The following is a 24,076-nucleotide window of genomic DNA, read 5'->3' on the forward strand; positions in this document are numbered from 1 at the left end:
TTATTTTTTCTGGGCGGGCACGTAGCCGGCCGGGGCCATGGCCACCAGGCGGCGGGTCAGGAACCCGGCATCCTGGTCGTGGTCTTCGAGGGATTCCTTGCGCACCAGTGCGTCGCGCACCATGTGCGCGCCAAAGAAACGGAACGGCTCTGGCGGCAGCATCTTCATCGTCTGGTTGACCAGGCCACAGTTGGCCCATTCGTCATTGGCGTGTTCGACCAGCGACTTGATGATGCGACTGGCAAATACGGTAGTGGCCACGCCGTTGCCAGAAAAACCGATGCCATAGCTGATGTTCTGGTGGTGGTCGAGGTAGCCGAAGTTCGGCAAACCCTTCATGGCCCGGTCGATGGGGCCGGTCCAACTGCTGACTACCGGCACGTCCTGCAGTTGCGGGTACAGGCGGCGCAGTTCGGTCGTGACCTTGTCGGCAGCCGGCGAGGGCTTTTCATAGAGGTCACCGATGCGGCCGGCATAAGCGAACTGGCCCAGCGGCTTGCCGAATACCACACGCCCGTCCGGGGTGTTGCGCCAGTAGTTGAGTACGGTGCGCGAGTCGGTCATGCATTCGCCACCCTTGAAGCCGATGGCATCGAGCTTGGCCTTGACCGGCGCTGTTGCCACCATGTCGCTGGACATGATCGCGATCATCCGGCGCAGCTCAGGGAACTGGGCGCCCCAGGCATTGAGTGCCAATACCACCTGCTTGGCCTTCACGTGGCCCTTGGCGGTGTGCACCACCGGGTTGGTGCCACGCTGCAGGTGGGTGAACGGCGATTTCTCGAAAATCTGCACACCAAGTTTCAGCGCCACCCGGCGCAGGCCACGCGCGAGCATGGCGGGCTGCACGGTGGCGGCGTTAGGGTCGTAGATGCCGCCCAGCACCAGTGGTGAGCCGACCCGTCCGCGGATGGTCTGGCGGTCCAGCTCCTGGAACGGGTTGACGTCGAGTTTTTGCAGGCCGTCGGTCAGCACCCGCCAGGAGTTCATCTGGCGCTGGTTGGTGGCGGTCCACAGCCAGCCATCCTTGCGGTACTGGGCGTCGATGCCGTGTTCCTGGCAGAAGCTGCCGATTTCGTCGATGGCCGACTCGGCCGCCTCGCAGATGCGCCGGGCTTCGACGTCGCCGCAGATGGTCCGCACCGACAGGTACTTGCCCCACCAGTTGGTGGCAACGCCGCCGTTGCGCCCGCTGGCACCCGAGCCACAACGGTCGCGTTCGACGATGACGATGGTTTTTTCCGGGTGGGCCTGCTTCAGGCGGATGGCCGACCACAGGCCAAGAAAGCCACCGCCGACGATACACACGTCGGCTTGAATCGATTCCTGCAGGGCAGGGGCGAGGTCGCTGTCCAGGTCCAGCGCCTGGGCATACCAGAATCCACGGTACATGAGGGGTGCCTCTGAGCATGTTTGTCTTGTGCTCACATGATGCTCAGCGCAGCGAGGGGGTGATATTACAGCCATGACAATTGATAGGACGTCGGCGCTTGCGTAGCGAAAGGGCCTACACGAAGTTCGTATAAAGCTGGCGTTGTATTTCCTCTGGATTTGTTTCCTGGCTAGTAGATCTGAGAGGTTATTTAAAGGGGGCCTTCAATTACTGTCGCCGCCATTGAATTTGGTCAAAAAGTTCAATGAGCGCCCACCTGAAGAGTGGGGTTAATTAATTGAAAGCTGCCGTGCGGCAAGGTTGACAAATGATGCAAAACTATCCTGAAACATTTCAGTCCCTCATTGACAAGTTGGGCGCTGATTCACTGGCCTGTGTGGGCGAGCTTTCTGTCGAGGAATTGCATGAGCAATTGGGCGATGAGGTTGATATTAACGATGCCCGCCAAGTGCACGATGAAGTAAGAAGGGCATGTGACCGTGCCATGCTCGATGAGAAAAATGCCATTATCCGTCACTCGCCCCTTGTACCGGAGAGCCTTCAACCCGTTGACGATGAGCCGGTTGAAGCAACAGCTAGAAATATCGCGCTCGATGAAAATTGGCAGAAGGAGCGCGCACGGCGATATTGCGCCCCTGGGGATGTGGCCTCGATGTTTTCGCCGGCGGCCTACCTGACAGAGTTGTACCGACAGGCGAAGGTGCTGTACCCCGAGCAAAACCCCTGGCACATCGACAAGCGCCGCCCAGACTTGAAGCAACTGCTGCTCGGTCAGGAGAACCTGGACACCCCGATAAGCGCCCTGAGCCTTTCCAACGAAATTCTGCTGAGCCGGGCGCGTACCGCCATGGCGATGCCGAACACCCCAGCGCTGAGCGATGATCAGCTGCTTGAGGCACTTTCAACCGATGCTGGGACCAGTGGTACACCCTACCATCATCACCACGATCGGCTTCGCCAGGTGTTTGTCCAGCGCGATGCAGACTTATCGCAGTTGCTGGCGGCGCCTGGGTTTGCCAGGCATCTGGACGACGCTTCGCTGGCCTGCCTTCGTTATGACCTCCCGCCCACGTTGCGACGCTTGCTGACAGACGAAATCAACGAGACAAACGCCGAGCAGAAGTTTGCCGAGTATTTCCCTGGCATGACACCTGAGTCGATGATGGCGCCCGCACGGCTGCGCAGTTGGTTCGGGCTGCCGGACGCTGAACTGCAAGGTTTCATGGAGGCGCTGGATAACGCGCAATACAAGGGGCGAACGCTGACTACCCGGGTCGGCAACGAAGTCGTGCAACTGACGCTGAGTGCCCCATCCCCCTATATCAACTATGTTCGTCTTTTTCCGTTGAGCGACAATGCTTGGCAACTGTCTTTCAACTTGAAAGTTAGCCGTGTTGCTCGATTCAATGTCACCGGCGCTTTCTCACTGGCCATGAGGGCGAGTGATTTTGGCATTGCCGAACTGCTGCCCAACACCGAGTACCGTCAGCGTTTTGAATGGCAGGATGTGCCCACCGCATTTACTGTCAGTACGCACTGGACCAAGTCACCTGCTGGTGGAAGTGGAGGCCACAACCACGCGTTCAGGGTTACCTGCAAGCGTTTCTCGGTCGCGGCCTATCTGCTCTCGCTGAACAAGATCGTTCGCCTGCACAAGGCCACCGGTCTTGCACCACGGGCCCTGCAGGACATCATCGATAGCGTCGATCCAAGCCGGATCACCAACCAGACGCTGGCGGTCATTTTTCGAACGGCCCATTCGGTAAAACGTTACGGTATCGACCATCAGGAAGCGCTGCTCATGGCCAGGGGGTTGATCTCGCAGGCCTCCGGCGCTGGTGAGAAAAGCCAGTTTGATCGCCTGTTCAATGACCCATCGTTGGTCGAGGGCGGTTTGAGCATCAACAATGTGCGGCTGCGGCTGCACCCCGATCGCGCCAGCGAGCATGCCGACATCAAGGCAACCCTCAAGCGGGCGTGCCGCACCGATGATGAAGGGTTGTATGAGCTGGGCCGGCTCATGAGCGGCCTTTCGCTTGCCGATATCGGCATCAATGTCAGTCTGTCGCATTTGTCTGCGATGTACACCTTGAGTCTGTGGGCTCGGCATCACGGCCTGACGCCGTGCGAGCTGCGCCAGCTGTTGCAGATTCTAGGCGCCCCCCACCCCATGCACTCATTGGATAACAGTGTCTGGCAGCAGCTGTTGACGGATGTGCGCAGCACCACCGACTGGCTGCGCGAACGTGGTTGGACCGTGCATGATCTGCAATTGATGAGCCGCAGCGTCGGGGCAATCCCGGTCAGTACCGAAATCGGCAACCTGCTCAATGAACTGAAGACCACCGTGAGCGCCGCACAGTTACCCAACCCAGTGGCAAAACAGGCTCTGCTGGGCGTGCTATCACCCTTGATCGCCTCCACGTTCAACCTCAGTAGCGATGCCCTGGCGCAGGCACTGCTGAACTGGGCGGATCGGGCAAAGCCCGGCGGGCTCACACTGCAACAGGCATGTGAACGCCTGCGCATGGCAAGCCCGTCGGCCCCGTATCAGCGTGCATTGGTCGACTTCGCTTACGCCCTGGCTCAAATGGCGTTGATTGCCCATGCATGCGCAGTGACAGGGGATACCCTGCAACTGCTGGTGGAAAAACCACAGCTCTTGTCACCCACGGCCGGGGCAAGCGGCAGCGTTGGTTTGGCGCGTGATGTCCAGGCCATCATGGCGCTGGATAACTTCAGTGATTGGCTAAGGAAACTACCGGACCAACCAGGTGCGGGCGGCGCGTTGTTGGGGGCTCTGAAAGAGGGCAAGAGTGTTTCGCTGGTGCAGCTGTCGATGACGACGGGTATCGCCCACGCTGCATTGGCTCAGGCGGCTGCGCATGCCCATGGCCGCAATGACCTGAAAGAGATGACAAGCGTGCACAACTGGCACGAGATCGAGGTGCTGGTGCAGTGGACAACACTGGCCGAAATCTATGGTGTGATGCCCGCCACGCTGGCAGCGTTGCTGACCCCGGAAGACGATTGGGCCGCTTGGCGGCAGGTGGCAGACGCTTTTCAGGCGGGCTTGAAGCCTGCGCAGGTAAAAGCGGCTCATGCCGCCACGGAGCAGCCGCTTAGCCTTGCGCTCATCGGCGTACTGGGCGCCCGGCAGAACCTCACCGTCGAAGCGTTGAACAAGCACCTGTTAGTCGACGCCCTGAATTCCGAACAGGTGATGAGCAGCCGTATCGCTGAAGCAATGGCGGCCCTGCAGCAGTTCATTCACCGTACCCTGTCGACACCCGAAGACCCAGGCGCCGTGCGCCATGTGGCCCTGAGCCGCCAGTTCTTCCTGGACTGGACCCGTTGGAACGCCAGCTATGCCAACTGGGCTGCAGGGCAGATGCTGATGTATTACCCCGAGAACTACATCGACCCGACGGTGCGCCTGGGGCAAACCCAGGCGATGGACGACATGCTGCAAACCCTGGGGCAGGCGCAGATCAATGACGATACGGTGGGCGATGCTTTCCAGGGCTACCTCTGTGCGTTCGAAGAAGTGGCTAACCTTGAAACGATCAGTTGTTATCACGACAGCCGCGAAGCCGATACGGGTAAAACGTGGTTCGTCGGGCGTAGCCCCACTCAGCCTTACCAGTACTGGTGGCGCACGGTGGACGAAGCCAAGCGTGCCCCGGAGGGCGTGCTGCCCGCCAACGCCTGGAGCGCCTGGACCAAAATCGAGCTGTCTCCGCAGGTGCAAGGGCGCCTGATACGGCCTGTGATGTTCCGCGGGCGTCTGCATCTGGGTTGGGCCGAGCGCCAAGAGCAGATCCTCACCCGTGATGACAAGGGGCAGCCGAAACTGCGTGAGTGGAGTTGGTCGTTCAAGCTTGCCTGGCTGCGCTACGACGGCAAATGGAGTGTGCCCATCGACTACCCGCTGGACATCAAACCTGCCGCTGAAGATCATTTGGAAACCCTTTCGCTGTTTCTCGCCGCCTGGCCGGAGCGCGATGGGTTGCTCGTGGGTATTTATGACCGCAGGGCGGCCAGCGTTTCCGACGCGTCTGCTTTCGCCGGGTTGCACCTCTTCGAGAACTTCAGCAGCCGCAAGCTGGCAACGGTTGCACCGTATCTGGGCCGGGTTCAGCACTGGCTTGATACCGCTGTCGATACCGGCACGTGTGCGGTATTCGAAGGGCTGGGTGTGCCAAGTGCTGAAAACCGCATGCCGGTTGCAGCCGGGTCTCGTACACCCGAGGGTTTTACACGCTTTGACGCGCAGCTCAATGAAGTCAAGGTTGTCAACGTTTCAGGGGAAGAAGGGAACATCTACAGCTTGTCGTTGCGCTGTCAGTTGGCGGTAAATGCCAAGCGGCCGGCCATCGCCAACAAATGGATGGCGGCACTGATACAGCGTTACCCGGCACTAGGGGCAGAGGCAAACGCCATACCCGCATTGCTGCGCAGTGGCCACGGTGCATTTGTGGTGCGTAAGGAAAATGGCCAGGATTGGGGATATCTGTGCATCAGCTCAGAGCGGATGCAGGGTCATGGGTTAAACCACGTGCTGCAAGTGGGTGATCACACACCAAGCCCGGCCATGGTGGAATTCCCGCAGGTATCAACTGTCGCGGGTAAAGCCTTTGTCGCACGTTACAGGATAGGAGTAGCAGATTATCCGCTTAACAAGATGAACCTCGTCTTGAACAAGGCAATCGGCCTTCCTCAAGTACTCAGGGTCACTGAAGCGCTCGCCTACCCAGGAGGTCTCGCACAAGAGCTCATCGTCCCTAAGGAGTACCTGAACCCGTTGGGCAGGATACCCGCCGCACAGGTTGCCTGTCGCATATACCAAGCCAATGGATTGCGTAGGTCATCCGTACAGGCAAACCGAGAGTACGATCTTGCGCCAGGCCCCCTCCAGGTTCAATTCAACACTACTGCCCCGGTGGGCGACATCAATGATTGGGGTGGCGCCAGCGAGGCCCTGCACCGAATCGAGTTCCAGTTTGGTAACGGCAACACTCGCAGCTACACCGTCAAGGTCTACAAAGATGCCGACGCACTCAAAACCGCCATTATTGGCAACACCGACCAAGGCGCCCAGTATCTGGCACACAGAGAACAGGTAACCCGTCTTAACACCCTGTTCGCCCGAGAACTGACAGTAAAGGCTGTTTTGGGTATTGGCAGTATTCTCAACTACGACACCCAGCAAATCCCCGAACCGCAACTTGGCGTTGTGGTGCGCCTGACCTTGCCGGTTTACAAGTCGGCTTACCATGGAGCACAACGTTGGGCCAAGGTCTGGCTTGCCACCTCGGCGTCCGCGCGTACCTTGCTTTGGGAGGGCCAGCTCAGCACCAACACCAAGGTACTCGCCGACATGATGTTTGAGCCGGGGCAGGTGTATGGCGATCAACAGACCTATCACCTCGAAACTCAATACAGTGCCATCCACAACCGAGCCCAGGACGGCCACAGCCTCATGATTGATCGCCATACGTTGGCAATCGTGCGTGATGCGGACGTTGCTCCTGTCGGGGGCAAAAAGCTGTCCCGGGACAATGTCGACAGCGTGCAGGCCTTTGGCAGAAACACCAGTAATCGCATGGACTTCACCGGCGCCAATGCCCTGTACTTCTGGGAGTTGTTCTACTACACCCCGATGTTGGTAATGCAGCGATTTCTTCAGGAAGAACGCTTTGACCTTGCTGAACAGTGGCTGAAGTATGTCTTCAACCCGGCAGGTTCCGCCAAGGGCGGTGTGGGCGCGCAGCGGATGTGGAATGTGCGGCCGCTGGAAGAGGACAGCTGCTGGAACGACGACCCCCTGAAGTCGCTCGACCCGGACGCTGTGGCCCAGAATGACCCGATGCATTACAAGCTCAATGTGTTCATGCGCTTGCTGGACATTTGCATTGGGCGCGGTGATGCCGCTTACCGCAAGCTTGAGCGCGATACCCTCAGCGAAGCGAGCGTCTGGTAGCAGCGCGCCCTGAGCCTGCTAGGCGACGCCCCCTGGACGCCCCCGGCCACTGGTTGGATCGAGCCCATGCTGGGGCAGGCCGCTGCGCCTGGGAAAAGCCAGTTCCTGCCGGAGGTCAACCGGGTGATGCTCGGTTACTGGGAAGGGTTGCGCCTGCGCCAGTACAACTTGCGGCACAACCTGACCCTTGATGGCCAGCCATTGAGTTTGCCGCTGTATGCTGCACCGGCTGACCCCAAGGCGCTGCTGGCTGCTGCTGTCGCTGCTGAGGCCGGCGGCGAGCGTGGCTTGCCTGAGATCACTGATGTGCCGGCACTGCGTTTTTCGGTCTTGCTTGACGGTGCTCGCAGCATGGCCGGCCAGCTCATCCAGTTTGGCAGCACGTTGCAAGGCATTCTCGAGCGCCAGGATGCCGAGGCGTTGGCGGGCTTGCTGGCCAGCCAGGGTGCGGAGCTTGCCGATAGCAACGTGGCATTGTTCAGGCAGACTCTCAACGAACTGGCAGCCGACCGCGTGACGTTGCACAGCTCGTTGACGGCGGCCACGGCCAGTCGTGATTACTACCTCAAACTCTACGAAAACAACCTTTCTGACCGCGAGAGCCTTTCCCTGAAACTAAGAACCGTTTCTGAAACGGCAGCGGCGGCGGAATCAGGTGTCATGGCAGGGGCTTCGGTCATAGCCGCATTCCCTAAGATCTTTGGCCTGGCCAATGGTGGCGGCAAACCGGAAGACATACTCAAAGCCGTTGCCTATGGCTTTGGTGCGCAATCGAAAGTGGCAGGGCTTGCTGCTTCACGCCTTGGCCAGGAGGCGCACTTTGCCCGTCGCCGTGCTGATTGGAAGTTCCAGTACGAATCGGCCGAGAAACAGATGGCGACGGTACAGGCTCAGCTCGATGCCCTGGCCGTACGCGAAACGTCCGCGCAGATGCACATTGCGCATTTGCAGACCCAATCCGCTCATGCCCAGGCGCAGTTGGCCCTGCACCAGGGCAAGTTCACCGGTAAGGCCATGTACAGCTGGCTGCGTGCGCGGCTGGCGAGCATCTTCTACACCTACTACGACCTCACCGTATCGCGCTGTCTGATGGCGCAAAAGGCTCTGCAATGGGAGAAAGGTGACACCGAGACCTACCTGCGTACCGGGACCTGGAACAGCGCCTGGGCGGGTTTGCTGTGCGGCGAGGGGCTGATGCTGTCACTGGCGCAGATGGAAACGGCCTGGGTGAAGTGGCAGAAACGCGAAATGGAGGTGACTCGCACGGTGTCACTGGCCCAGCTCTTTGACGGCAAACTCAGTACGCAAGGCAAGGCTGTAGCGCTGGGTGATGCGGTGAAGGCGCTGCTGGCCGGTAGAACGGTTGAGGTCGACGCGAAACTGGAGCGATGCAGTCTTGCGCTGGCCGCTGGCGGCGTGCTGTCGATCCAGTTCGGCCTGAAGGCTTTGAACCTGGTCGCAGGGTTCGAAACCGCGGCGTCGCGGCGCATACGCAGCATTGCGGTCTCGCTGCCGGCGTTGCTTGGCCCCTACCAGGATGTGCATGCGCGCTTGCTGACCAGCGCCCGCGGCCTGCCAGCAGGCTGTGAGCAGACCAGTATCTCCCATGCCCTGCAGGACAACGGCCAGTTCAGCCAGCTCAATGGTTACCCGCCGCTGCGCCCAGGTAACCAGTTGCTGCCGTTCGAAGGGCTGAATATCGCCAAGGCGGAGGACCGCAACGACCAGACGCAGATGACCTTGAACTTTGCCCATGCCCAGGGCGAACAGAAAGCCCTGCTGGAGCGGTTGAGCGACATCATTCTGCACGTGCAGTTCACCGTCCGCTAAGCGCCGGGGGAGGGCACCCTGGTGCCCTCCCGCTGAGGCTGACTTCCTATTTCCTGACCCTGTCGCCGAGGTGCCAGGGTCGTCAAGGAGCAACACCATGAATGATATGTCTGTCACCCCTTCGGGTGCCGGCGGCGAACCTGTGTTCAGCCCACCCTCATTGCCCAAGGGCGGTGGTACCGTTTCGGCGGGCGGCGGCATGCTGTCAGTCGGCAGCGCCGACGGCGCCGCAGGCTGGTCACTGCCATTGCCTTTGCCGGTCGGCCGCGCCCTGTCGCCGTCGTTGAGCCTGGATTACCGGTCTTCTGCGGGCAATGGCGCATTCGGTGCAGGCTGGCAATGCACCCCGCCTTTCATCTGTCGGATGGACCGCTTGGGCATCCCTCGATACATCCACAGTGACCGTTGGCAGGGGCCCGACGGCGAGGAAATCCTGCTCGACCGGGGGGCGCTGCGCAGTGTCGCCAGCTTGCCGTTCTCCGCTACCCCTGCCGCCCACACAGTAACCACCTGGGTGCAGCGCAGTGGCGGCCGCGACCAGCGTCTGGAACATTGGCGTGCGCAAGCCAGCCCTGAGTCGCCGGGCTTCTGGCTGCAGTACCACGCCGACGGCAGCATCACCCTGTTCGGCTGGTCGGCCTCGGCGCGCTTGGCCGAGCCCGGTGTGCCGGCGCATGTCGCGTGCTGGTACGCCGAAGAGACTGTCAGCGCCACCGGTGAACATGTGGTCTACACGTACCGCAACGAAGACCACGCCGGTTGCGATGCGCAGGAACGGGCCATGCACCCGCAGGTTGCCAACACGTACCTGGTAGCTGTCCACGCCATGAATGCGACCCCGAGCACAGCGCTGCTGATACCGCAGCAGGCATTTCGCCCGGACGACTTCATGACCGTGATGCAGCTGGACTACGGCGAGCGAGGCGTAAATGTGAACACCCCGCCCGCGTTCCAGGTGCAGACGCCCTGGCCGGTCCGTCAGGATTGTTTTTCGTACTGGCGCTGGGGCTTCGATAAACGCACGCGACGGCTCTGCCACGAGATACTGCTCTGGCACCGCACGCAAATGATGGCCGGCAAGGCTGACCCTCGCCCCGAGCTGGTCTCGCGCTTGCACCTGGCGTATGACGCGTCGGGCGTCGCATCGGTGCTGGTGGCCGCGCAACAGGTTGCCTACGAACCGGATGGCACGCCGTTGTTGCTGCCGCCCATGGAATTCGAGCCGATTCGCCCCGGGTGTGAGCACCCAGGCTGGGAGGCATTGGCCGGCCTCGCTGGCTTCAGCGCGCCGCACTGGCAGATGGCCGATCTACACGGCGAGGGCCTGCCGGGCTTGTTGTACCAGGATGCGGGTGCCTGGTGGTATCGGGCGCCGGAACGCGACAGCGATGCGGGTGGCGATGCTGTCACGTGGGGAGCTGCACAGGTTTTGCCCGGCGCGCCACGTCCAGGTACGGGGATGTTGGCCGACCTCGACGGTGACGGTCAGCCGCAGTGGCTGGTCAACCAGCCAGGTATTCGCGGCAGCTTCACCCTGACGCCGGAGGGGCAATGGCGTGACTTCATCGCCGCCGACGCCATGCCCAGCGAGCTGGCCCATGGCGCTGCGCAACTGGTCGATTTCAGTGGAGGTGGGCAACAGGACCTGGTCATGATCGGGCCACGCAGCGTGCGCTTGTCTGCCAGGGTGCGGGGTGCGGGGTGGCAGCCCGCCACTGACGTCGTGTCAGGCCCCACGTTGCCATTGGCTGGCAGCGAGCACCGGCTGGTGGCATTTGCCGACCTCGCGGGTACCGGCCTGCAGCAGCTGATCGAGGTCACGGGCGAGGGCGTCACCTACTGGCCAATGCTGGGCCACGGTCGCTTTGCCAACCCTGTGCGCATGAGCGGGTTTGCCATCGAACACTTCAATGCCTCGCGGGTTCTGCTGGGCGATACCGACGGCAGCGGCACGACCGATCTCCTGTATGTGGACGCCGACCGCATCCGCGTGTTCGTCAGCCATAACGGCAATCGTTTTGTCGAAGGCCAATCTGTGCCCGCCCCGAAGGGGGTCGTGCTCGATGCCAGCTGCAAGCTGCAACTGGTTGATTTGCGCGGGCAGGGCAGTGCAGAACTGGTGCTGACGGTGCCACACATCGCCCCACGCAGTTGGGCCTATCGCTTCAATGACCGGCGCCCCTGGTTGCTGGCCGAAGTGTGCAGCAACACGGGCAGCCGAACCTTGTTCGATTACCGCAGCTCGGCGCAGGGCTGGCTGGATGAAAAACGTGCCCTGCAGGCGCAGGGCAAGGCGGCAATCAGCCGTTTGCCGTTCCCGGTCCACACCTTGGCCCAGGTGACCACGGTGGACGATATCAGTGGCCTGCGCACGGTCAGTGGCATGCGCTACCGGCACCCAGTCTGGGACCCAGTCGAGCGCGAATTTCGCGGCTTCATGCAGTTGATCCAGACCGACACCCTGAGCGATGCGCAAGGCACGGCCGCCGAACGTTCGCCACCGGCGCAGGTGCGCCAGTGGTTTCTTAGCGGCGTCGAGCACCTGGACAGCACCCCGCCCCTGGGGTTTGTCGGGCAGCGCAGCGCCGAAGCGGACTTTGCCCTGCAACCTGTGCGCTTCACCCGCCTTGAAGGTGGTCGCGATGTGCCTTACGTGCCGCAAGGTGCGGCCCGCCGTTGGCTGCTGCGTGCCTTGAAGGGGGTACAGGTGCGCAGTGAAACCTACGGCCTCGACGGCAGTGAGCGCGCCGAGGTGCCGTACAGCATCGCCCGACAACGCTGGCAGGTGCGGGTCTACGAGACCGCGCAAACCGACCGGCCGGCCGCTTTGGTAACGGCTCTGGAGACCCTGGCGTTCAACACCGAGCGCATTGCCCAGGACCCGGTCATTACCCAGACGCTGGTGCTGGGCCAGGACCCGCATGGCCATGTGCTGCAGCAGGTGCAGGTGCATTACCCGCGTCGGGTTGCAGTGTCCCCTTCGCCTTATCCGGACACGCTGCCAGCAGGGCTGCTGGCCGATACTCGCGACCCTCAGCAGGACAGGGTGTGGCTGGAGCACACGCGCCATCGGGTACGTCATCTGGAAGGCGGTCACAATCACCTGTCCGGGCTGATCGAATCGACCCGCACCGATGTGCTGGCCCTGCCAGCGCCCGCGCTACCGCAGGGCGGCTTCAGCGTGGAACACCTGCTGGCGCCGGGCAGCCCGTTAGAGGGCCTGGGCGATGCCACGCTAACGGGTTACCAGCGCAAGCAATGGTGTGATGCCCAAGGGGCATTGACCACCGTTCCGATCCGCCAGGCGCTGGTGGCCTACCGCGAGACGGCCATGCTCGAACACGCCACTCTGGCTGAGCTGCAGGCAACGCTCTTGCCGCACGAGCTGGCACAGTGGCAGGCCAATGGTGGCCACCACCTGGTCGCGTTGGCCGAGGACGGCAAACAGGTGTACATCAGCCGCCAGCACCTGGCCCGGTACCAGGGTGCACAGCGGTTCTACCGCCTGGCCACGCTACGTGCCAGCGAGCTGCTCGGCGAGTTGCGCGTTGACTGGAGCCCGCACGCCGTGCAGGTGCAGAAGGTCACCGATGCCGCTGGCCTGGAGGCTAGCTTCGAACACGACTGGCGTTTTCTCACGCCCGTCGCCATGACCGATGCCAACGACAACCTGCAACAAGTGAGCCTCGACGCTTGGGGTCGGGTGACGCAAACCCGCTTCCACGGTACGGAGCAAGGGCAGCTGGCCGGCTATCGCAGCGGCAAAGCATTCACCCTCCCGGAAACAGTGGAGGGCATTGTTGCGCTCAAGGGGGGCGAGGTGCCTGTGGCCACGGCGCATCGCGTGGTGACGGACAGCTGGATGCCACTGGCCCGTGACAGGCAAGGGCGCCCCTTGGCTACCCGCATGGGCGAAGTGGCGCTGCGTCGCCTGCTCAAGGCCAACAACCTGCCGCGTGTGGACGACCGCGCGAGCCGCCAGCCGCCGCACATCATCAGCCTGCAGACCGACCGCTACGACGGCGACCCCGCACAGCAGTTGCGCGTAACCGTGGCGCACAGCGATGGCGCCGGCCGCCTGTTGCAGACCGCAGCCCTGAGTGCGCCCGGCGAGGCATTGGTGCGTACCGCCGCAGGCAGCCTCGAACGCGACCGCAATGGCACTGCGCTGATGCAGCCGGCGGTGCGGCGCTGGGCGGTCACTGGCAAGACCGAGTACGACAACAAAGGCCAGCCCGTACGCACCTGGTTGCCTTACTACCTCGACGACTGGCGCCCTGTACGCGATGACAGCGGTCGCGCCGGGCTGTTTGCCGATACTCAGCTGTACGACGCCATGGGGCGGGTTTATCGCGTCGTCACCGCCGCGGGCTGGGAACGGCGCACCGAGTACTACCCCTGGTTCACGGTCGCGCAAGACGAGAACGACACGGCCTGAGTGCAACCTCGATGGCGTGCGCGACCTGGCGCACGCCATGCCACTTAACCCAATGCAGAATTCAAAAACAGGAGGCACGCGATGCCTGCTCTTACGGACAACGCTGTCCATCGCAATACCCCTACTGTCACGGTGATGGACAACCGCGGCCTGGTGGCCCGGACTATCCACTACCACCGCCACCCGGACGCGCCGGCCCTGACGCAGCCACGGATTACCCGGCAGCAGCATGACGCCAAGGGTTATATGGCCCACAGCAGCGACCCGCGCCTGCACGCCAGCGGCCGGGGCAACTATGCCTGGCTGACCGACCTCGCCGGCACCCCGGTGTGCACGCAAAGCGCCGACGCCGGGGTGTCGATCAACCTGCAGGACGCGGCTGGGCGCCCGTTGCTGGCCGTGTCGCGGATCGCGCTGGATGAACACGGCGAGCACGTGCGCAGTGAAGCGGTCACCCGCACCTGGCATTACGAAAACACCCACCTGCCTGGCCGCCTGCTGGGCATCAGCGAGCAGGTCAACGGCCACGCGCTTTGCCGGTTGGAGCGGCTGGTCTATGCCGGCAACAGCGCCGCAGAAAAAGCCTACAACCTGGCAGGCCAGGCTAGCCTGCACTACCACAGCGCCGGTTTGCTGCACACCCATGGCCTTGGCCTGACTGGCGATGCCCTTGCGACCACGCAACGTTTGCTGGCCGAGGCGGACAACCCGCAAGTAGGGGTTGATTGGCAAGGCGAGCAGCCTGCCGATTGGAATGCGCGGCTGCAACCGGAGGCCGAGGCCAGCACCACGCTGACCACCGTGGACGCGACCGGAGCACCACTGAGCACGCGTGACGCTGCAGGCCACCTGCGCCGCCAGGCCTACGATGTGGCGGGCTTGCTCACCGGCAGCTGGCTCACGCTCAAGGGCGGGCCCGAGCAGGTCATCCTCAAAGCCCTGAGCTATTCGGCTGCCGGGCAGAAGCTGCGCGAGGAGCACGGCAATGGCCTGGTCACCCTGTACCGTTACGAGCCGCGTACCCAGCGGCTGGCAGCGGTGCGTACCGAACGCCCGGCAGGGCACGCGCAGGGGGCCAAGGTGCTGCAAGACCTGCGCTATGCCTACGACCCGGTGGGCAATGTGCTCAGTGTGCGCAACGACGCCGAAGAAACCCGTTTCTGGCGCAATCAGAAAGTCGAGCCGCTTAGCACCTACGTCTACGACAGCCTGTACCAACTGGCCAGCGCCACTGGGCGCGAGATGGCCAACGCCGGCCAGCAGGGCGTCAAGCTGCCGGCAATGGCAACGCTGGATAACGTCACCTACAGCCGCTACAGCCGCACTTATACCTACGACATGGCGGGCAACCTGACCCGTATCCGCCACAGCGCGCCTGCCACAAACCACAACTACACCACCGCTATCACCGTCAGCGACCGCAGCAACCGGGCGGTGGACAGCGCGCTCACACGGGACCCGGCGGCCGTCGAGGCGCTGTTCAACGCCAGTGGCCAGCAAAAGACCTTGTTGCCAGGCCAGCCGCTAACCTGGACGCCGCGCGGTGAGCTACAAGGGGTCACCCAGATCGTGCGCGAAGGGGCGGCAGACGACGGCGAAAGCTACCGCTACGACATCGGCAACCAACGCGTGCTCAAGGTCAGCACCAGCAAGGCCGCCAACCACATGCGTACGCAGCGGGTGCAGTACCTGCCAGGCCTGGAGCTGCGCAGTACCACCCAGGGCGGCACGCTGATCGAACAGCTGCAGGTGGTGCTGGTGGGCGAAGCCGGGCACGCCCAGGTGCGGGCCTTGCACTGGGCCACAGGCAAGCCGCCAGCGCTTGCCGATGCTCAATTACGTTACAGCTATGCCGACCAACTGGGCAGCGGTTGCCTGGAAGTCGACGGCAGTGGTGCGGTGCTCAGTCGAGAGGAGTACTACCCGTACGGTGGTACTGCGGTATGGGCGGCACGCAATGAAGTGCAGGGTCGCTACAAGTTCGTTCGGTATTCGGGCAAGGAGCGCGATGCGACGGGGCTGTATTACTACGGGTATAGGTATTACCAACCGTGGCTGGGCCGCTGGTTGAGTGCGGACCCTGCAGGCACCGTGGATGGCTTGAACCTGTTCGCAATGGTGCGAAACAACCCGATGACACTGGTTGACGAGCACGGGTTAAGGGGGGGCAAGAAAAAAGGCGGGGCGGGAGGCTCCGGCGTGCAAGCTGCACCGACTGCGAGCGAGAGCGATGGCGCGGGCAACGAACCTGCTGCTTCAGCCACAGCCTCAACTTCAACAGGATCGGGCAGTGACGTTGGTCACCCGGGTGCTACATCCTCTCGCTCAGAGCAGCCCGGCGCAGATGGACTGGATGACGATGGCTGGTCCCAAGCGCCTAGCAGCAAGAAGAAGCAGGGAAGCAAGGCGGAAAAAGGCAAGGATAAGGGCGCCGCGTCCGTCAGGGAGTTCGGCAGGTTCGACAGCCCCATTTATAACAGGCTGAAACCGCGGTTACCCACAAATAGGCAGGCGAGTGGGGACAGTATTGTGGCTATTGGCCAACGGCCAAATCCCACGACTGGGAAACAAGAAGTTGTTTTCTTGGAAGAGGGCGTCAACAAAGAAGGCCTGAGGCATATTACGGCCGAGCACAGATCACACTTCAAGAATGCGGGCATCGAAACACGGGCAGAGATCATCGAGGCGGTGATGACAGCTTTAGTCCATGGCGAGATTGTTGGCATACAAGGTGCCCAGGTAGGCAGAGCTGGCAGGCCGATCTATGAGTTCAATTTCAAAGGCAAGACGCAGCTCCTCGCTGTACAACTCAAAGACGACAACAGTGTATTGGGCGCCAACCCCAAGGAGAAAGGCGTCAGTAATAGAGAGAAGCAGGCGTGGGCCCAGACACGTAAACAATAGCGGTGGTGCTGTGTCTGAAATCTTCTATTTTTAGTGCTGAATATGATAGGGCGGACGCCAGCAGACGCTTAGAATGACATCCATTCCGGATGTCATGTGAGCAGCGTCCATGGTCGCCCTACAAAACCAACAACAACCGCAGCCCTCCGAAACCGTCTCGCAGATCAAGCCCGAACTGCGGGTCGGTTTCATCCTTCTCAACCAGTTCACCCTGGTCCCGGTGGCCGGCCTGGTCGACTCGTTGCGCTTTGCCGCCGACAAGTCGTTCCGCAGCCAGCAGGTGTATTGCCAGTGGGACTGGATGACCCTCGACGACCAGCCGATCACCGCCAGTTGTGGTATGCCCATTTCGCCGACCAAGCCACTCAACCTGTTTGCCCAGTACGACTACATCGTGCTAGCGGGCGGGCTGCTGGGCGAAACGCGCAATCCGCCAGGTTGGCTGCTCGACGCGCTGCGTGAGGTGCATGCGGCCAATATCCCGATCATCGCCTTGTGCTCGGGCTCGTTCGTGCTGGGCAAGGCAGGCCTGCTCGATGGCCGGCGTTGCGCGCTGCATTTCACTTTGCGCGATGAGTTCAAGGAGCGCTTCCCGCTGTCCACTGCCGTTATCGACAAGAGCTATGTGGATGACCGCGGTATCATCACCTGCCCGGGCGGCACGGCGATCGACCTGGCGGCCAACCTGATCCGCAGGCATTGCGGTGCGGTGCGGGCGCAAAAAGGCCTGGAATACCTGCTGGTGGATGAGCGGGCCGATGAGCAAGACGACCAGGCTGCCAGCGAATGCGTCTACCAGAACGACCGTGTGCAGCGGGCCATCGCCTTCATGCGCGCCAACCTGGACGCATCGATGACGCTCAAGGCCGTGGCCGAGGCGGTGGGTACCCACCCGCGGCAGTTGCACCGTGAATTCGTCGCCAACACCCAGGAACCACCGGCCAACTACTGGCGCAAGTTGCGCCTGGACCATGCCCGGCGCTTGCTGGTGAATACCAGCCAGAACATCACCACCATTGCTTTGGCGTGTGGGTTTTCCGATGCGTCGCACTTCATCTTGTGGTTCCGCAAACAGTACGGCGAGACGCCTTACAGCTTCCGCAAGCGCAGGCATGAGGTGGAGCGGTTCGACTGGCATGGAGACAAAGTGGGGTTGGACCCGGAGCTGTAATCAAACCTTGCTGGCCCATTCGCGGGGCAAGCCCACTCCCGCAGATAGGCTAGAGAAACTGTGCATACCTGTGGGAGCGGGCTTGCCCCGCGAATGGGCCGCAACGCGGCCCCTGCGCGCTCAAAGCTGGCCAAAAGCCTGAATCTCGACCCGATACTCAGGCGCCGCCAGCGCAGCCCCCACACACGCCCGCACCGGTGGCTGCTCACCCACCCAGGCGTCATACACCTCATTCATCGCCGCAAACTCCCCCATGTCGGCCAGCCAGATCTGTACGCGGGTTAGGTTGCCCTTGCCAGCGCCGACCTGCGCCAGCCACTGCTCCAGCTGTGCCAGTACGCAACGCGTCTGGCTGGCGATATCGCCCGGCGCGAGGGCGACGATTCCCGAAGTTTCCAGGCGGCCATCCACCAGCACCATCTGACTGGCACGTTTGCCGGGGTTGATACGTTCGATCATCAACGCGCTCCTTAGAACAACACGTAGGTCTTGCGCAGGGTCTCGCGGATGTCCCACACGCCTTCGCAGTTCTCCGGGAACAGCACCGCGTCGCCCGCCCGCAGCTCGACCGGCTCGCCGCCGTCGGGGGTGAAGGTGCAGTTGCCACTGACGATGTGGCTGAACTCGCGGTTTTTCAGGTAGCGGCGGAATACCCCGGGGCTGCTTTCCCAGACGCCAATGCTGGCGCCGACCGCTTCATCGGTCTGGTCCTGTGCCGTGGCGGCCTGGGCGACCGGTTCGCCGATTGGCAGGCGGGCAGGGGCTGGCGTGCCCAGGGGGGTGGCAGCGGCATTGCGGACAACGGTTAGCACTTGGCTCATGGTTGGGCTCCTTCAGGCTTTGCGAACGACGGTTTTGTAGGACGGTGACTGTGCAGGGAGATAGGCACCAGGTAGGTGCCCACGGCCGCGCCGATACGCGACAGCGAGGTCGCCAGGCCCACGGCGCAGGCGCGGATTTCGGTGGGGAACAATTCGTTGGGGTAGACATATTCCAGCACCTGGGCGCCGCCGATCAGCACCGCATATGCACCAAACAGCACCAGCACGGTGGTGGGCGAGGCGTCGGGGAACACGCCCAGCAGCACCAGCGACATACCCGACCAGAGGAAGCTGTGGATCAGCATTTTGCGCCGCCCCAAGCGGTTGATCAGGAACGCATTGAGTGGCGCATCTTCGACGGAGCGTTTGGGTACAGACATTGGACTTACCTCTTGTTGTTACCTGACGCACGAGCGTGGCGGCACTATGGCACCGGGCCGCAGGGGCTCCCTATAACGGTTCGGACGGGTCGTGGGATGGCATTGCGAGGTGTGAGTGGCGTATGGGGGCTTGTGGGAGCGGGCTTGCCCCGCGAACACCGGCCAAGCCGGTGCCATGCAGCGCGTGGCTCTATTCGCGGGGCAAGTCCGCGCCCACAAACGCCTACCGAGACCGGGTCAACAGTGCATCCAGCACCACCTCACAGGCCGCCCCCCAACTGGCCCCCACCGGCTGATGCATCAACACGGCCAGCCCATCGGCGGTAAAGGTGCCCGGCGTGGCAATCGCCTGCCCCAAGGCCTTGAGCGTGTGCTCGGGCTGTTGCTGCGCACTGGTCACACAATCCTGCAGGTTGCCCAGCACCAAGGCGCGTGCTTCGGTTGCCGGCAGGCCTTTGTCGGTCAGCCACTGCTGCAAATCGTGCAACAGGAAGTAGAACCAGCCATTCATGCACGCGGCCACCGTGGCCAGCTCGAACGCGGGCTCATCCTGCAGGACCACCAGATTGCCCAGGGCCTCCAGGCATTGTTCTGTCGGTGCATCTGGCGGGCAAACCACTACCGTGGACTGGTTGTGTTGCGCCGCGTAAGACAGCATCACGCGCACGCAGTGGGCCGCCGGAAAGGCCCTGTGCAATTGCGCAAGGTTCACCCCCGCCGCCAATGACAGCAAACGTTGCCCTGGGCGTAAACGCACCTCGCTGGCCAGTTCTGTCAGCGATTGTGGGCGCACGCCCAGCATCACCAGCTCGGCCTGATCGACCACTGCCTGATTGCTCGGTAGTACTTGGCAACCCTGCGAGTGGGCCAGCGCTTCGGCGCGCTGGGCGTTGCGTGGCGAGAGCAGGATCGCGCCGTCATAACCACTGCGGCGCAGGCCCACTACCACTTTTTCGGTCAGCTCGCCGACCCCGAGAATGCCCAGGCTGTGCATGTTGCCTCCTTTTCAGCTTTCTAGGCCGGCGCGGCGCTGGCCCCAGTGCAGGTTCAGGTTCACGCCCATACTCAGCAGCGGCTCCGGTGGGTTGCGGTTAGGCCCCGCGGAGCCCAGCAGGAAGTCGATCAGCTCGTCGCGCTCGCCGCTCAGCCAATCGGCCAGCAGGGTACCGGTGGCGGTACCCCGGGTAATCCCCAGGCCGTTGCAGCACAAGGCGGCGTGGACATTGGGGGCCAGCGTGCCGAAGTGCGACAGGTGGTTGCGCGACAGGCACATCGAGCCGCCCCAGGTGAACTCGAACGGCGTGCCCGAGAGCATCGGAAAGCGCCGTTCGAACGATACCCGGAGCTGCCGACCGGCCCGCTGCAAATGACGCTGATGGGCGCGGCCGTCAGCGTTGAAGCTAAAGCTGTTGCGCACCAGCAGGCGCTGGTCCGGCGTGCGCCGCAAGGTGCTGCCAAACGGGTCGGCGGGGATCAGGCCCCAGGTCGCCTTGCCGCCCAGGCGTGCCTGCTCGTCCTCGCTCAGCGGGCGGGTCATGCTGGCGTAGGTGAAAATCGGCAGCAGTCGGCCCGGCAAAAAGCCAAAGTACGAGGCGAAGGCGTTGTTGGTCAGCAGCAACTGGTCGGCAACGATCTCGCCGTGGGCATGCTTGAGGGTGATGCGCGTGCCCTGCTCGATGCGGGTGATGGTGGTGTGCTCGTACAGTGTCACGTTGCTGGGCAGGCTTTCTGCCAGGCCTTTGGCCAGGGCGGCCGGCTGCAGCAACTGGGTGCCTGGGGTGTACAACGCCTTGCGGTAGAACGAGGTGCCGAAGTGCTCGGGCAGGTCGCGGGCATCGATCAGTTGGTAGGGCTGGCCGAGTTTTTCCAGGCCGCTGCGGTAAGCCTCCAGCACAGCCAGGCCCTTGTCTTCGACGGCGGCCTGGTATTTGCCGTCCGGGCGGATCTGGCAGTCGATGCCGTGCTGGTCGATCAGCTTGCGCAGTATCGACTGCGCGTGCAGGTTGAGTTTGAGGTTCATCCGCGCAGTGGCCAGGTCACCGATGTAGTCAGGTGCGCCGATGTCGTGGGGCAGGTCGATGGCAAAGCCCGAGTTGCGCCCCGAGGCGCCGAAGCCGACTTCCTGGGCCTCCACCAGGATGATCTCGTCGTCAGGGTGATGCAGCGCCAGTTGCCGCGCGGCGGCAAGGCCGGTGAAGCCGGCGCCAAGCACCACCCAGCGCGCTTCGCTCCGCCCCCGGTGCGCGGCGCGTGGCTGGCGCATGGGGCTGAGGTGGAACCAGCCGCAACCGTTGTCGTCCGCGGGGGTAGAGGTGTTTCTGTACATGGGTTTTATCCGTGTTGTTTTCTCCACTGTCGCATGGCGCGCGCGGGGGGCATATAACGGAAGTGACGGGTCGTGGGAGGTTTTGAATTGACCTTGCCGAGCGGCTCGTGATTTGCTCGGGTTGTCGGTGAGTGGCCCGTGCAACGGCCCCTGCACCCCCTCGATCATTCAAAGGAAGCTGAAGGTCTGCCATGTCCGAATACACGCTGCACTGCTTCGCAGAATCCGGTAATGCCTACAAAGCCGCCCTCATGCTCGAACTCACCGGCCAGGCCTGGCAGCCGGTGTTCGTCGACTTTTTCAACGGCCAGACCCGTGAGCAATCCTGGCGCGATGAAGTGAACGAGCAGGGCGAGGTGCCCGTGCTGGAGCACGCCGGCAAGACCCTCACCCAGTCAGCCCTGATCCTTGAATACCTGGCCGAGCAGACCGGCCAGTTCGGCCCACGGGATGAGGACGAAAAGCGTGAGATCTGGCGCTGGATGTTGTTCGACAACCACAAGTTCACCAGCTATTACGCGGCGCTGCGGTTCATCTATTGCCTGAAACAGATGGGCGAATCAGACGTGACCAAGTTTTTGCGTGATCGCGCGACGGCCGCTTATCGCGTCGTTGATGCGCATTTGGCGAAGACACCGTTCATGGTCGGTGGGCGGTTGACCATCGCCGACCTGTCGTTGGCGGGGTATGTGTTCATGCCTGAGGATACGGGTATCGCGCTGGACGAATTTGTCCATATTGAGGCCTGGAAAGCGCGTATCAAGGGCACGCCAGGATGGAAGCACCCGTATGACTTGATGCCTCGGACAGCTTCTGTGTAAGTGATTCCACCCATTCGCGGGCTTGCCCGCGAATACGCCATTCGGATGACTGGTCGGTGACAAGCCGGACAGCCTGACTACGCTCAGGACGTAAGAAATATTCTGCAACAACTGGCCAGATGACCCTGAAGGATCTCGTTCACTCGCTGCAGAGGGAAGGCCGCACTGGTTTGCAGGTCGCCCCATGGGGGGGCCGGAACTCATGGGGTACCAGGTGTAACCCCGTGCTACTCCAAGCGGAGGCTCATCATGCTCAAGAAATGCTTGTTGGCTTTGGCGATCGGCGCGGTTCTGTCAGCGTCGGCAGTGTTGGTGCCTGACTCCATTGGCGGTGCTTCCAGCGCGTATGCGAAGGATGGTGGCGGTGGAGGAGGTGGCGGTCATGGTGGCGGCGGCGGCGGCGGCGGTCATGGTGGCGGTGGTGGAGGTCATGGCGGCGGTGGCGGTGGCGGTCACGGTGGCAGCGGAGGTGGCGGCGGTCATGGTGGTGGAAGCGGCGGTGGCGGAGGTGGTGGCCATGGCGGCAGTGGCAGCGGACACAGTGGCGACGGCGGTGGGCATGCCAGCTCGGGTCGTGGTGACAATGGTCGTAACGGGGCCGATGATGGTGCCAACCATGAGGCCAACCATGAGGCCAACCATGAGGCCAACCATGAGGCCAACCATGAGGCGAATCACAATGTGGGTGAGGCCCACGGTGTAGGGCATGGCGCGGATGATGGTGCCGATCATGATGTCGGAGACGATCATGGCGGTGACCGCACTTAGCATTTGAGTTGGCCTTGCTGGCCTCTTCGCGGGCAAGCCCGCTCCCACAGGTACACCACTGATTTCAAGTGCAGTGATACACCTGTGGGAGCGGGCTTGCCCGCGAAGAGGCCGGTACCGACACTGCACACTTCAGATCGACAACCGCACCACCCGGTTATCCAGGGCCTGTTGCTCCTGCCCCCGTCTTTTGTTCACCACCAACTCGCCAATCGCAATCAGCCGCGTCCGGGTGATGTTGCGCGACAACCCCAGCAGCTGCGCGGTATGCACCTGGTTGTAATGGCAAAAACGGTAGGCCGAGCGCAGCAAGGCGTTTTCGACCTTCTCATACAGGTCCCCCGACTGCTCCTCGTACAAGCGGCTGAACGCCCGCTGCAGCAAGTCCTCCACAGGGTTGTTGCCAGGCTCCTCGTCTTGGCGCTCGATACGCAGGTTGGACAGGCGCAGGTCGTGCGCCTGAATCAACCCGTCACCGCAGGTCAGCAAACTGTGGTGAATGACGTTCTCCAGCTCGCGGATGTTGCCCGGCCACGCATACTCGACCAGCTTTGTCTGGGCATTCGAGCTCAACTCCACCGGCCCGTAACTCAACCGGTCGCTGTAGCTGCGAATGAAATGCCGCGCCAGGGGCAGGATGTCACCCGGCCGATCACGCAGCGGGTGCAACTGCAAGGTCACCACGTTCAGCCGGTAATACAGGTCCTCGCGAAAATGCCCGGCATTGATGGCCTTCTCCAATTGCACGTTGGTCGCCGCCAGCACCCGCACATTGATCGGGATGCTCTTGCGCGAACCTAGCCGTACCACTTCGCGCTCCTGCAGCACGCGCAGCAGCTTGACCTGGATCGGCAAGGGCAGGTCGCCGATCTCATCGAGGAACAGCGTGCCGCCGTTAGCCTCCTCGAACCAGCCGGCCTTGGCTGCCAGTGCGCCGGTAAACGCGCCTTTTTCGTGGCCGAACAGCTCGGCCTCGACCAACGACTCGGAAAACGCGCCACAGTTGACCGCAACGAACGGGCCGTTACGTCGGCCGCTGAGGTTGTGGATGTGGCGCGCGACCAGCTCCTTGCCCGTGCCGGTTTCGCCGATGATCAGCACGCTGGCCTCACTGGGCGCGACCTGTTGCAGGTGGGCGAGCAGCGCCTGTGATCGGGGGTCTTCGAAGACCTGTGCAGTCGCCCTGATCGAGGTGGCCAGTGTCGGCGACGGGGGGAGGGTCAGCAGTTGCATGGGCAATC

Annotated in this window: 13 protein-coding genes and 1 pseudogene; 6 read left to right on the forward strand and 8 right to left on the reverse strand. The window is 62.5% G+C overall.

Annotated features, from left to right (window positions below):
- Nucleotides 1–1,392: an NAD(P)/FAD-dependent oxidoreductase gene (locus ACSSU5_RS21335; RefSeq protein ID WP_492559746.1), complete on the reverse strand. Its 1,392-nt coding sequence runs from the start codon at nt 1,390–1,392 to the stop codon at nt 1–3.
- A 308-nt stretch (nt 1,393–1,700) separates the two neighbouring features.
- Between ACSSU5_RS21335 and ACSSU5_RS21340 the strand changes: the two genes are divergently transcribed.
- From ACSSU5_RS21340 to ACSSU5_RS21360, 5 genes are all read left to right on the forward strand, one after another.
- Nucleotides 1,701–7,376 (forward strand): neuraminidase-like domain-containing protein, encoded by a 5,676-nt coding sequence (locus tag ACSSU5_RS21340; RefSeq protein ID WP_492559747.1) that lies wholly within the window; start codon nt 1,701–1,703, stop codon nt 7,374–7,376.
- A gap of 66 nt (nt 7,377–7,442) precedes the next feature.
- Nucleotides 7,443–9,206 (forward strand): Tc toxin subunit A-related protein, encoded by a 1,764-nt coding sequence (locus ACSSU5_RS21345; RefSeq protein WP_492559748.1) that lies wholly within the window; start codon nt 7,443–7,445, stop codon nt 9,204–9,206.
- 97 nt (nt 9,207–9,303) lie between these two features.
- Nucleotides 9,304–13,644 carry a SpvB/TcaC N-terminal domain-containing protein gene (locus tag ACSSU5_RS21350; protein ID WP_492559749.1) on the forward strand — a complete coding sequence of 1,447 codons (4,341 nt, stop codon included), beginning with the start codon at nt 9,304–9,306 and terminating at the stop codon, nt 13,642–13,644.
- 81 nt (nt 13,645–13,725) lie between these two features.
- Nucleotides 13,726–16,548 carry an RHS repeat-associated core domain-containing protein gene (locus tag ACSSU5_RS21355; RefSeq protein ID WP_492559750.1) on the forward strand — a complete coding sequence of 941 codons (2,823 nt, stop codon included), beginning with the start codon at nt 13,726–13,728 and terminating at the stop codon, nt 16,546–16,548.
- Between the two features lie 109 nt (nt 16,549–16,657).
- Nucleotides 16,658–17,719: a GlxA family transcriptional regulator gene (locus tag ACSSU5_RS21360; RefSeq protein ID WP_492559751.1), complete on the forward strand. Its 1,062-nt coding sequence runs from the start codon at nt 16,658–16,660 to the stop codon at nt 17,717–17,719.
- 120 nt (nt 17,720–17,839) lie between these two features.
- On the opposite strand, the gene ACSSU5_RS21365 is transcribed toward ACSSU5_RS21360, so the two are convergent.
- The 5 genes and pseudogenes from ACSSU5_RS21365 to ACSSU5_RS21385 form a co-directional block, all read right to left on the reverse strand.
- Nucleotides 17,840–18,178 (reverse strand): RidA family protein, encoded by a 339-nt coding sequence (locus ACSSU5_RS21365; RefSeq protein WP_264313744.1) that lies wholly within the window; start codon nt 18,176–18,178, stop codon nt 17,840–17,842.
- An 11-nt stretch (nt 18,179–18,189) separates the two neighbouring features.
- Nucleotides 18,190–18,540, reverse strand: a complete 351-nt coding sequence (locus ACSSU5_RS21370) for a cupin domain-containing protein (protein ID WP_492559752.1) — start codon at nt 18,538–18,540, stop codon at nt 18,190–18,192.
- A 47-nt stretch (nt 18,541–18,587) separates the two neighbouring features.
- A pseudogene (locus tag ACSSU5_RS21375) lies at nt 18,588–18,884 on the reverse strand (MFS transporter); the annotation flags it as partial.
- A gap of 259 nt (nt 18,885–19,143) precedes the next feature.
- Complete coding sequence (locus tag ACSSU5_RS21380; RefSeq protein ID WP_492559753.1) at nt 19,144–19,914, reverse strand: NAD(P)-binding domain-containing protein; 771 nt, start codon at nt 19,912–19,914, stop codon at nt 19,144–19,146.
- Between the two features lie 12 nt (nt 19,915–19,926).
- A complete protein-coding gene (locus ACSSU5_RS21385; RefSeq protein ID WP_492559754.1) occupies nt 19,927–21,246 on the reverse strand; it encodes an NAD(P)/FAD-dependent oxidoreductase in 1,320 nt (439 codons plus the stop codon).
- A gap of 191 nt (nt 21,247–21,437) precedes the next feature.
- On the opposite strand from ACSSU5_RS21385, the gene ACSSU5_RS21390 reads away from it, so the two are divergent.
- Nucleotides 21,438–22,067, forward strand: a complete 630-nt coding sequence (locus ACSSU5_RS21390) for a glutathione S-transferase family protein (RefSeq protein ID WP_264313740.1) — start codon at nt 21,438–21,440, stop codon at nt 22,065–22,067.
- A gap of 294 nt (nt 22,068–22,361) precedes the next feature.
- Here ACSSU5_RS21390 and ACSSU5_RS21395 read toward each other — a convergent pair whose 3' ends face one another.
- Nucleotides 22,362–22,838: a hypothetical protein gene (locus ACSSU5_RS21395; RefSeq protein WP_492559755.1), complete on the reverse strand. Its 477-nt coding sequence runs from the start codon at nt 22,836–22,838 to the stop codon at nt 22,362–22,364.
- A 129-nt stretch (nt 22,839–22,967) separates the two neighbouring features.
- Nucleotides 22,968–24,068 (reverse strand): sigma54-dependent transcriptional activator SfnR, encoded by a 1,101-nt coding sequence (gene sfnR / locus ACSSU5_RS21400; RefSeq protein WP_264313739.1) that lies wholly within the window; start codon nt 24,066–24,068, stop codon nt 22,968–22,970.
- Nucleotides 24,069–24,076 lie beyond the last annotated feature (8 nt).

This window comes from Pseudomonas sp. E1MeOHC2, from assembly GCF_058745025.1.